The following is a 10935-nucleotide window of genomic DNA, read 5'->3' as shown; positions in this document are numbered from 1 at the left end:
ATGGTACCCTACTTAATACCAGCAACCTTTATTATAGAGTCGAAGAAGGTATGATAAATGATGATGACATTACTTCGACTGATGAGTATGGAGTCTTATTAGTCTTAATATCTCAAGCTGAGGAAATCATAAAGAATAATAAAGAATTGACTAAAAGAGTTGAGCAACTTGAAATAACTATTCTAGGAAATGAAGAAGTTAGAGATAAAGCAGAGCAGATTAGAATTTATAATGAAGACTTAAGAAATATACAAGAAGACGATAGAGAGTTTAATGAATTAACACGTCAAAATCAAGAGGAAAATCGCGAAAAATCTATTCAAAATATGCAAATCCAAGTTGATGATAAGTTAACTGACTGCCAATTACAACTTGATGAAATGATAGATGCCAAGTCTGAAGAAATAGACAATATAGTTGATGATAAAATACTTGATGTACAAGCTCAGACAGATAAAAAATTTCAAGATTTAGATACTAGAACAGAAAACACTTTTAGTTATTATGATAAAACATTTGAAGATAAACTTACAGACAATCAAGAGCAAATAGATTACAAACTTGATGAAGTAAATCAAGTTATATCTGATGTTGAAGATTGTATTGATGAAAGTACTAAAAAATTAGATACAAAAATAAAAGAAGTAGATGACAAAATAGTTGAAGTTGATACTGCTAAGACGGATATGGAAACTACTGTTAGCAATAAAATAACTGAGTTTGAGAATAGATTTGGTGAATTGGAAAGCCTTGATGCTAGAGGTGAGTTAATGCAAGCCAGAGAGACAATTGATGGCATTGTAAAAGACACTCTAAAGGAAAGGTTAACATATGACTTTGAGAAGGTTAATGAGAAAATAGCTGAGATGACTTCTGCTGCAACTAATGTAGCCTTTAGTAAGTCTTATGTTGAATCTGATTGGGTATCTGATGGAGAATACTTTAAACTTACAGTTAACCATAATCTTGTTACAGAAAATATATTTGTAGCGATACTAGATGAAGCAACTAAGAAAAGTATGACTAATTCTTATACTGTAGTTGATTCTAATACAATAGAAATTTTTAATGAAAGTAATATAGATGTAAAAGTGACTGTTGTAAATGGTAATACAAATAAAGAAGTTATAACGGCTACAATAAACGATAATATAACAACACTAGATAGTACTTATTCTAGTGTTAAAATTGATTCAAAAATAGGTGTAAACGAATTAAGCACAAATGCTAAAAACCTAACAGATGCAGTTAATGAACTTTTTCAATCTGTCAGTAATGGAAAGGAATTAATCGCTACTGCTATTACTGACAAAAAAGTACCAACTAATAGTAGTGATACATTTCAAACTATGGCAAGTAATATTAGTAGTATAAAACAAATGCCAGATATGCCTGATGATGTTGAAGAAGTTTGGGAATTTACAGGCCATACAGGTGGAGTATATTCAGTATGTGTAGATTTAAATAATAATATAATTAGTTGCAGTCATGATAGTACAATAAGAAAAATATCAACAAGTGGTACTGAGATGTGGGAGTTCACAAGCCATACACTACCAGTAAAATCCATATGTGTTGACAAACAAAATAATATTTATAGTGCCAGTGATGATTACACAGTAAGAAAAATATCTCAAAGTGGTATAGAAATATGGAAATTTACTGGTCATACAGGGTATGTTGAAGGTGTATGCGTAGATTTAAATGGAAATGTTTATAGTGCTAGTGATGATTATACAATAAGAAAAATATCTCAAAGTGGTATAGAAATATGGAAGTTCACAGGTCATACAAGTTATGTCTTTTCTGTATGTACAGATTTAGATAACAATCTTTATAGTGGTAGTTATGATAATACTGTAAGAAAAATATCTCAAAGTGGTATAGAAATATGGAAGTTCACAGGTCATACAAGTTCAGTATATTCAGTATGTGTAGATTTAGATAGTAATGTCTATAGTGGTAGTGATGATAAATCTATAAGAAAAATATCTTCAAACGGAACTGAGATATGGAAATATAATGAAAATACTAGTAATATATTTACAGTCAACACAGATTCTGAAGGTTCGGTCTATATTGGAGGTAGAGATAAAATTATAAGGAAAATATCTTCAATTGGCACAAAAATATGGGAGTTTAAAGGTCATACTGATTATGTCAGATGTGTTTCTATAGACTCTAATAGTAATGTTTATAGTGGAAGTAATGATACTACTGTAAGAAAACTACAACAAAATTTAGGTATTCTATTTACAAAAGACAATCAAAGTGAAATACACAAAATAACTAAACTAGATACTATTGTGAAAGAGGTGTTACCTTTTCCAATTGAATTGTGGAATATTAAAATTAATACTAATGAAGTATACTCAGTGTGTATAGATTTTGAAGACTATATTTATAGTGGAAGTATTGATAAAACTGTAAGAAAAATATCGAAAGAAGGTACTGAGATATGGAAATATATAGGTCATACAAACTCTATATATTCAGTTTGCCTAGATTCTCAAAATAATATAATTTCTGGTAGCAGTGACAATACAATTGGGAAAACTTCTTCATTAGGCGTTGAAATTGGTAAATATACTATGCCAAGCGAAGATATTTCTATAAAAGCTGTATGTGTAGATTCTAAAGATAATATTTATAGTGCAAGCACTGGAAAAATAGTAAGAAAAATAACCAAAGAAGGTAGTGGTGTATGGGAGTTTACAGGACATACAAGTTATATAAATTCTATATGCATAGACTCACAAGATAATATTTATAGTGGAGATTCTAATGGTGTTCTAAAGAAAATATATTCTGACGGAATTGAGATATGGAGTTTTACAGGACACACTAAAGGTATAGCTTCACTTTGTGTTGATTCTAAGGATAATATTTATAGTGGTAGCCACGATAAAAGTTTAAAGAAAATATCTTCTAGCGGAATTGAGATATGGAGTTTTATAGGACATACTGAAAATGTTAATTGCTTATGTGTAGACCAACAAGACAATATTTATAGTGGGAGTTGGGATAAAAGTTTAAGAAAAATCTCTTCTAATGGAAGCGAGTTCTGGAATTTTTTTGTTTATACTAAAGATTTAATTTATTTAAATTGTCTTGATATAGATTCTAAAGATAATATTATAGTAGGAGGTAGAGATTATACAACAAGAAAATTCAAAAATACACATGAAACACAAAGAATAGCTTATTATAATTAAAATTTAGGAGGAAATAAAATGCAAAAATATTTAACAGGATTAGAACACAAAGAAGGAAATATATATAAGGTGAATTTAATACACAATATGCCTTTTGACCAAACATATGGGTTAAATAAATCAGCTCAAGAATTAGAATTAAGTGGAGTGTTGGTCGATGAAGTAGTAGAAGCAGAACAAAGAGAAGGTTTTGCACCTATTATGTATGTAGACAAGACAACAAAAGAGATTACATATGAGTATGTAGAAATACCTTTAACACCCGAACAAGAAGTATTAAAAAAGATTAAAGAATTAGAACAGGAAAATGCAAATATAAATTACAGCTTAATGATGGGAGGATTAATATAATGTTGGGATATGAAAAAATAAAATATTATTATGATAATAAAATGTGGACTAAAGAAATGGTTAAAAATTCAGTAGGTAAGAATAAAATAACTGAAGTAGAATATAGAGAAATAACAGGTGAGGACTATATAGGATAGTTCTTTTTTATGTTCAAAATGGAGAGTTACTTTTGTAGCTCTCTAAATAAAAAAGAAGGTGAGAAATTGTTAAATCAAGATGTAGTAAAGAATATTAATAGCTTGAATAGAGAGAAGGATAATATTAATTTAGAACTTACTAAAAAGGTAAATAAAGAAGATTTGAATATCTTATTACAATTATTAGAAAATAGTAAAAAATATATAATAAATTATGACATTAACTTACCAGAAGGACATTTAGATGAAGATACCATAGTACCAAATCCTATGACAGTACTCTCTAATACGGAAGCCAAACTAGGTTCTCCAAGTAATACAGATTTAAATGAATATAGATTTAAAGGTTGGTCATTAACTGAAAGTGGAGATGTAATTGAAAGATATATAGCTACAGATGACATTACTTTATATGCTATCTGGTATAAATGTGTTGATATTGTGTATGAATTGAATCTTCCTAATGATTTTCAAGGTAGTATTCCAACCATACCTATTGATAGTAATAAATATATTTTAGGAGACAAAGTTAGTCTTTTGCAATTAAGTAATTATGATGAAAATAACAAAGAATATAATTATAAGTTTTGTGGTTGGTCATTAACTGAGAGTGGAGATGTAATTGAAAATGCTACTATAGAAAATGAACATGTACAATCAGAGGGTTTACATTTATATGCAGTCTGGAAAAAATATAGATATGTAACTTATAATGCTAATTTTCCACCAGAAGAATACCCTTTAAATAGAACAGGAGAAGTACCTATAGATACAAATAGATATGTTGAAGGTGATATAGTCACTATATTACAAAATAGTGAAAATAATCCGCTAGGTGGAGAAGAGGATAAGGACAAGTTTTGTGGGTGGGTTTCTGATATAGAAAAAGCTCAAATTCCTGTAATAGCAAGTGAGGCAGAAGAAAGCATTATAATAGATAAAGAAGATGTAATATTATATTGTATGTGGGGAAAATATAGAATGGCATATAGTACAAATTTTCCAGCTGGAACGGGTGTAAGCGGTACGGCACCAGTTAACACATATTCATATCTAACAGGTGCAAGTGCAATTGTAGCATCTAATACAGGAAATTTACAAGCAGGTTCCTATGAACTTCTGGGGTGGACAACAGTAAGAAATGATGGGTCAACTATGCTAAATTTTGGAGATAGAATAATATTTGATAAAAGTAATATTATTTTATATGGATTTTGGAGAAATAATGAAGAATAAACTCTGAATCAAGAAAAAAAAGAAGGTGAGAAATTGTTAAATGAAGATGTGGTAAAAAAATTAAAAAATGTACCTATCAACACTAGTAATGAAATTGAAAAAGTTAATACAAACATAGAAACTGCTAAAACAGAGTTAAATACTAAGATTGACCAGCTTATAGCAGGAGGTTCTAATGTAGCATCTACTCAAAGAGTCACAATTAACGATTGGGTGGATGATACAGAAAATGGATTTAAGGCAACTGTAACACATAACTTATTAACACAAAGAATAGTTGTGAATATTATAGATGTTACTACAAAAGAGAATGTAGTTACAAACTTTAAAATTATAGATGATAACTCAATTGAAATTAGAAGTGAAGTAAAAGTTGAGTTAAATGTTTATGTTATAAATGGGAATGCAGAGACTCATTTTATAAATGCGACTGTTGATGATAACAGAGTATCTGAAATGACTACTTATTCCTCTAAAAAAATAGCGGATTCTATTAGCAGTATACAGCTTATAGATACCAGTATAAGTATTACAGATGCTAATGATAGATTTACAAGTGATAAGTTAGATGGAGTATTAGAGGAAATAATGGTAGAAATAAGTGGTCAAAGAAGTAGAGGAATTACAATAGCAAATAATCTAATAGATATGATATAAGCGAGGTGAAGATATGACAGAAAAATTAACTGAGAATGCTAGTTTAGGGGAGATTATGGCAGCATTACAAAGTGTACAAACTGATTTTCAAACTAGTAAAGATAATATAACAACTGTATTAGGGAGTCCATTTTTAAGCACAGATAAACTAGATATAACTAAAACAAAAACAGAAACATTAAAAAGTGCATTAGCGGATAATTTAATATATAAAGGAGTATCAGCAAGTACTCAAAGCTCATTTACTGATTTAATTAATGCGATAAATTTTATAGTACAATCAATATTAATTGTTAAATGTAAAGATACAGGAAGAGTAGAAGAAGTAAATAGTCCATACATTATTTATAATGATAAACCTAATATCAAAGGTTGTTTAAGGATTGAAGGAACTTTAGAAGTTTATAAAAATTGGGCTACTTTTGCAAATTCTAGATTAGAAATAATATATGGAGAAAAAAAAGAATATATTTATCTTTCATGCGATGCTACTGCTAGTGGTCGTTCTACAAAATTTAAAAAAGACATAATTATTGATAATACTACACAACTAAAAATACAAGTGTTATTAACAGATGTTGGAACAGGAAATAGTTCTAGTTCAAAAGCTTACACATCAGTTTCTTATGTTACATTGTTAAGATAGGAGCATAGATATGAAAAAACAATTTTATTACAATTCTTTAGAGGAAAAAGAAAAAATAATTAATGAAAATAACAATTTATATGTAATAGAGTTATCAGAAACATTAAAATGTAGCTATATAATTTTATCAGATAATCCAATATACGAAAAAAAACTTAGTTACGAAGAATTAGAAAATGAATTATTAATTATAACTAATGAATTACAAGGAGGATTGTTGTAATGAATATAAATAATGTTGTGGTAAGAATATTAGCAGAAAGAATATTAAACGGAGGGCTGAATCCACTCAAAAATAGACCTTTTAAACTGGATGATGTAACCAATACAGAGTATAGAAAAGCAGTAAAGGATTATATAGATGCAATAGAGTAAGACATAAAATAGTAAAGCTTTTAGTAACTGTTCTTAAAGAATAGGCTACTAAAAAGTTCTAATTCTATTTATTTTACTTATTTTCACATATTTATAAAGAAATTATTTTAAATTCTATATTAAAAGAAACATTCAAATTTAATCATCTTTCTATTTTAAAAAGTAACCTATCCTTTAAAAATGGTTACTTAAAGTAGAAAGGTGATATTTTTATGATAGAAAAATTAAACGAAAATGCAAGTTTAAGTCAACTTATAACAGCCTTTGGGGATGTAAAAAATGAATTGCAAATTGGCAAAAATAATATAGCAAACACATTGGGAAGCCCTTTTACTGGGACAGATAAGTTAAACATAACTAAAACAAAAATAGAAACATTAAAAAATACTTTTGCAACAAATTTGACAAATAAAAATGTTTCTGCAAATAAAACTGAAAGTATGCAAAATTTAATTAATAAAGTGTCAAGCATAAAAAATATAATAAAAACAGCAAAGAGCGAAAGCAATTATATTACAATGAAGCCAAGCTATGTCTTGCCATATGGTCAAACAGATTCGGTGAGACGTGTCTCTCTTGAGATTAATTCGTTATCTTTTAGGCCTAATTTAGTTTTCATGACTACAAAAGATAACTATAGCAACTATACAACTATCGCTTTTGACTCTACCATGAATTTAATGCCTAATTTAATATTATGTATTAGTGAAGAGTACAGATCTAGCACTAGACAAAATATTGGTAGATTTCAAAATCGCATATTTGACACAGATACTTATTCTAATTCTACCAGTGCTGGATTTTTTACAAATGGTTTTAGAACACCAATTTATTTAAATGATACCAGTATATATGCAGCCGTTAGTTGGTTCGCTATAAAGTACGAATAAAAAAGGAGGACTAAAAATGGAAATAGGAAGAAGAATAATCTTTGACCAAGACGGAGAAATAATTGCAATATATGGAGAAATGGAAGGAGATATTATACCAAGAAAGACTATAACAAAAATAGATTATATTGACATTCCTTTTAAATCAATAGCTGATAATTGTTATATAGAAAAGATAGATGTAGTTAATAATGTACCAATCATAAAAGAGATAAAAAGAGAATTAACAGAAGAACAAAAGAGAATACAAGAATTAGAAAATCAGATTTTATTAAATGAAAATGAAAAAGTAGGAGGATTATTATAATGAATATAAATAATGTTGTAGTAAGGATATTGGCAGAGAGGATTTTAAATAAAGGATTGAACCCTTTGAAAAATCGAGAATTTGAATTAGATGATGTGACTAACATAGATTACAGGACAGCAGTAGAAGATTATATAATTAAAGAAAGTGGAGTAGTAGAAGGAACAGAACCTACAAAATAGAAGGTTCTTTTTTTTATTGGAAAGAGGTGATTTAATTTGATATACAAAGATTTACTTAAAAATCTTGATGATATAGAAAATTTAAAAGAAGTTGAAAATTTAAAATGTACTACTAATACAGGTGAATATACAATAGAAAATAGTAAGAAAGGTTATATAACTAATTTAAATATAGAAGGCAAGACATTAGTTAATTTGGCATCTACAAGTATGTTCATACTAGAAAATAATAGCACTAAAGAAGGCGATTTCATTAAATTGAATGATAGTGCTGCATATGTAGACCTAACAAGTATGTTGAATACAGGAATTTATACTTTATTTATTAATGTATCTAATCATGATGTAGCATATACATTACATTCAATACTATCTGATAATACAAACAATGAAGTATTCATTAAAGCTGGAAGTCAAGCAATACCGCTCAATATGAAAGCAAATGTTACTAAATTAAGAATCTATACTCAGAGTACAACCCTACTAAACTTTCAGATGGTATTATTAGAAGGTGATTATACAAATAAATCTGTTCCTTATTTTGATGGATTACAAAGTGTTGGTCAAGGAGATAATATAGAGATTTTATCTTATAAAAATGATGGAAACTTATTCGATGGAGAGTTTAGAAATGGTAGTTATGTAGATGATGGCAGTTTTTATACTGATAATAATGCAACCTCTAATAAGAATTTTATAGATGTGGATGGAAATAAAAAATATTCAATTAACTATGATTTAGATGTAGCTGGAAAAATATTTGAGTATGATAAAAATAAAAAATATATAAAAAGCACCTCTATTACAAGTACTTTTTCTTTTACTACTAGTGAAAACACTAAGTATATAAACTTTTTTATTGGTACTAATTCAGTTGGCTATTCTCCAAATATAAAAATTATGTTTAATATTGGTGAAATTAAAGAATATGAAAAGTATAAATATGATAAGAAATTAATTCCATATACATTAAGAAGTTTACCTAATGGTGTTAAAGATGAAATAGTTTATAAAAATAATAAGTATTACTTAATAAAAAGATGTGACGAAATAATTCTTGATGGTGATAACTTTAATCCACAAACAAAAACCGAGCAAAATAACGATATTGTTATTTATATTATAACTAACCCTATTGTTAACGCTAAACCTCTTGATAGTACGGTAAATAGAATTAATACTATATGTTGTGATAGATTTAAAAGTGTAGGTACAACCGTAGCAAATGGAATTACTACAGAAGGTATAATCATGAATCAAGATAGGGAAATTTCTTTTAGGATTTTAAGAAGTAGATTAGCAACACAAGATATTCAAGGAGTTAAAAAATGGATGAAATCTAATCCAATAAAAGTTGTTTATGAATTAGAAACACCACAAGAAATTGAACTTACAACATTAAATTTAGAACAATACGATAATCAAACTCGATTTATGTGTAACTCTAATGCTATAGTACCAAACATTAGCTTTGAAAGTACTCAAAACCTAGGCAGTCATATAGAAGTCATTAGAGATAATATAAAAAATATTAATAGTATGCAGTCTAAGAATGTAACTATAGATTTATCTAATAAATTATTAAATGGATGGAAGAAAACAGTTTCAGATAATGATGGATTTATAATAAGTAAAAATGGCAATCAAGTTAGTTTTCACATGCGAATAACTGGCGGAGCAACAACAGATAGTACTGCATTATTAAAGCTTCCTAATGGATTTGCACCTAAAACTTTCTATGTTTTTCCAATATTTACAACCCAAAACAATCAATTAGTTCAAGGCTTTATGTATTTTAATTTTGCAAATGGATACCTTCAAATTACACAATTAGGAAGCAATGCAGATATATATAGTTATGGAACTTATTTTATTGAATAGGAAAGGAAATTTATATATGAATATAGAAGAAAAGAAAAATATTTTAATAGAATATGGTTTTGAAGATGATTTAAATAATATAAATGATTATTTCATTACAGAAGATAAACAATTATTTACTCCAATCATAAAAGGTGGAGAGCTAATTAAGACAGGCGAAGAAGTCTACAATGAATGGTTGGAGTTACAAAAGAATCCGCCTAATTCAGAACCATCAATTGAAGAAATAAATGCAAATAAAATTACAATTTTAATAGAAAATCAAAAGGAGCAAGACAATCTTTTAATAGATAATGCTTATAGAATAGCTATGTTAGAACTTAACACAAACAATGTGTTATAAAATAAATAAAAACAGGAGGTGATAATATGCATAATATTTTAAAAAGAATGATTGAACAAAAGAATTTTGAGACTAAAGAAGAGTTACAAACTAAGTTAGATGTGTTTTATGCCATGAATAGAATTAAAAAAAGCGAGTACACAGAGTTAACAAATTTACTAAATAAAGAAGAAACACCAGTAGAACCAAGTGAAATAGTATAGGTTCTTTTTTTATGTCTAAATTTAGAGGGTTTATTAATTTAACCCTCTTTTAAAATTGAAAGGAGTGGTGATTTTGAACATAAAAACATTAACAGTCCATGCGGGACATAATCCAGATGGTAAGGTGGGTTCTGGAGCAGTAAAGTACATAAAAGAATCTACAGAGGCAAGAAATGTGCTAAAAGAGTTAATACCTTTAGTAAAAAAAGAATGTACGGTATATGATACTACTTGTAACAATGGAACTTCTCAAAGTGATATATTAAATAAAATTATAGATAAATGTAATTCATATAATAGTAATCTAAATGTAAGTATCCATTTTAACTCAGGTGGTGGTCGAGGTGTAGAAGTTTTAGTATATAACTTAAATGATAAAGAAACAGTTGAAATAGCATCAAGAGTGTGTAAAAAAATAACTGAAACTTATCATGCGAAAGGTGATAAAGACTTTAAAAATAGAGGTGTTAAAGAAAAGAAAACTCTAGCATTTTTAAGAAGAACAAAGGCAA

The 10935-nt window shown here is 27.9% G+C and carries 14 protein-coding genes and 1 pseudogene; all 15 read left to right on the top strand.

Annotated features, from left to right (window positions below; all coding sequences use genetic code 11):
• Nucleotides 1-3215, top strand: a pseudogene (locus IC219_RS20870) (hypothetical protein); the annotation flags it as partial.
• An 18-nt stretch (nucleotides 3216-3233) separates the two neighbouring features.
• On the top strand, nucleotides 3234-3566 hold the full coding sequence (locus IC219_RS20865; protein ID WP_227853482.1) for a hypothetical protein: 333 nt from the start codon (nucleotides 3234-3236) through the stop codon (nucleotides 3564-3566).
• On the top strand, nucleotides 3566-3703 hold the full coding sequence (locus IC219_RS20860; RefSeq protein WP_227831975.1) for an XkdX family protein: 138 nt from the start codon (nucleotides 3566-3568) through the stop codon (nucleotides 3701-3703). Before IC219_RS20865 ends, IC219_RS20860 begins: the two co-directional genes overlap by 1 nt.
• Before the next feature lie 66 nt (nucleotides 3704-3769).
• Entirely contained in the window at nucleotides 3770-4939 is a 1170-nt protein-coding gene (locus tag IC219_RS20855) for an InlB B-repeat-containing protein (RefSeq protein WP_227861676.1), read from the top strand.
• 33 nt (nucleotides 4940-4972) lie between these two features.
• Entirely contained in the window at nucleotides 4973-5596 is a 624-nt protein-coding gene (locus IC219_RS20850; protein ID WP_227853484.1) for a hypothetical protein, read from the top strand.
• Nucleotides 5597-5609: 13 nt separating this feature from the next.
• A complete protein-coding gene (locus IC219_RS20845) occupies nucleotides 5610-6242 on the top strand; it encodes a hypothetical protein (RefSeq protein ID WP_227853485.1) in 633 nt (210 codons plus the stop codon).
• A gap of 10 nt (nucleotides 6243-6252) precedes the next feature.
• The gene (locus tag IC219_RS20840) at nucleotides 6253-6465 is read left to right on the top strand and encodes a hypothetical protein (RefSeq protein WP_227436984.1); all 213 of its coding nucleotides are present in this window, start codon (nucleotides 6253-6255) and stop codon (nucleotides 6463-6465) included.
• A complete protein-coding gene (locus IC219_RS20835; protein ID WP_227436986.1) occupies nucleotides 6465-6617 on the top strand; it encodes a hypothetical protein in 153 nt (50 codons plus the stop codon). The genes IC219_RS20840 and IC219_RS20835 overlap by 1 nt, the downstream gene beginning before the upstream one ends.
• A gap of 212 nt (nucleotides 6618-6829) precedes the next feature.
• The gene (locus IC219_RS20830) at nucleotides 6830-7507 is read left to right on the top strand and encodes a hypothetical protein (RefSeq protein WP_227853486.1); all 678 of its coding nucleotides are present in this window, start codon (nucleotides 6830-6832) and stop codon (nucleotides 7505-7507) included.
• 16 nt (nucleotides 7508-7523) lie between these two features.
• On the top strand, nucleotides 7524-7814 hold the full coding sequence (locus IC219_RS20825) for a hypothetical protein (protein WP_227437661.1): 291 nt from the start codon (nucleotides 7524-7526) through the stop codon (nucleotides 7812-7814).
• Nucleotides 7814-7996 carry a hypothetical protein gene (locus IC219_RS20820; protein WP_227437663.1) on the top strand — a complete coding sequence of 61 codons (183 nt, stop codon included), beginning with the start codon at nucleotides 7814-7816 and terminating at the stop codon, nucleotides 7994-7996. The genes IC219_RS20825 and IC219_RS20820 overlap by 1 nt, the downstream gene beginning before the upstream one ends.
• 36 nt (nucleotides 7997-8032) lie before the next feature.
• Complete coding sequence (locus tag IC219_RS20815; protein ID WP_227853487.1) at nucleotides 8033-9877, top strand: hypothetical protein; 1845 nt, start codon at nucleotides 8033-8035, stop codon at nucleotides 9875-9877.
• Between the two features lie 16 nt (nucleotides 9878-9893).
• Nucleotides 9894-10220 (top strand): hypothetical protein, encoded by a 327-nt coding sequence (locus IC219_RS20810; RefSeq protein ID WP_227437667.1) that lies wholly within the window; start codon nucleotides 9894-9896, stop codon nucleotides 10218-10220.
• 26 nt (nucleotides 10221-10246) lie between these two features.
• Complete coding sequence (locus IC219_RS20805; protein ID WP_227831968.1) at nucleotides 10247-10423, top strand: hypothetical protein; 177 nt, start codon at nucleotides 10247-10249, stop codon at nucleotides 10421-10423.
• 73 nt (nucleotides 10424-10496) lie between these two features.
• Nucleotides 10497-10935 (top strand): N-acetylmuramoyl-L-alanine amidase (locus tag IC219_RS20800; protein WP_227853488.1); only part of this gene is annotated, 439 nt, incomplete at its 3' end.

Source organism: Clostridioides sp. ES-W-0018-02 (genome assembly GCF_020658175.1).
Taxonomy (GTDB): domain Bacteria; phylum Bacillota; class Clostridia; order Peptostreptococcales; family Peptostreptococcaceae; genus Clostridioides.
The sequence above is the reverse complement of the archived record's forward strand: the minus strand, read 5'-3'. Positions and strand labels throughout refer to the sequence as shown.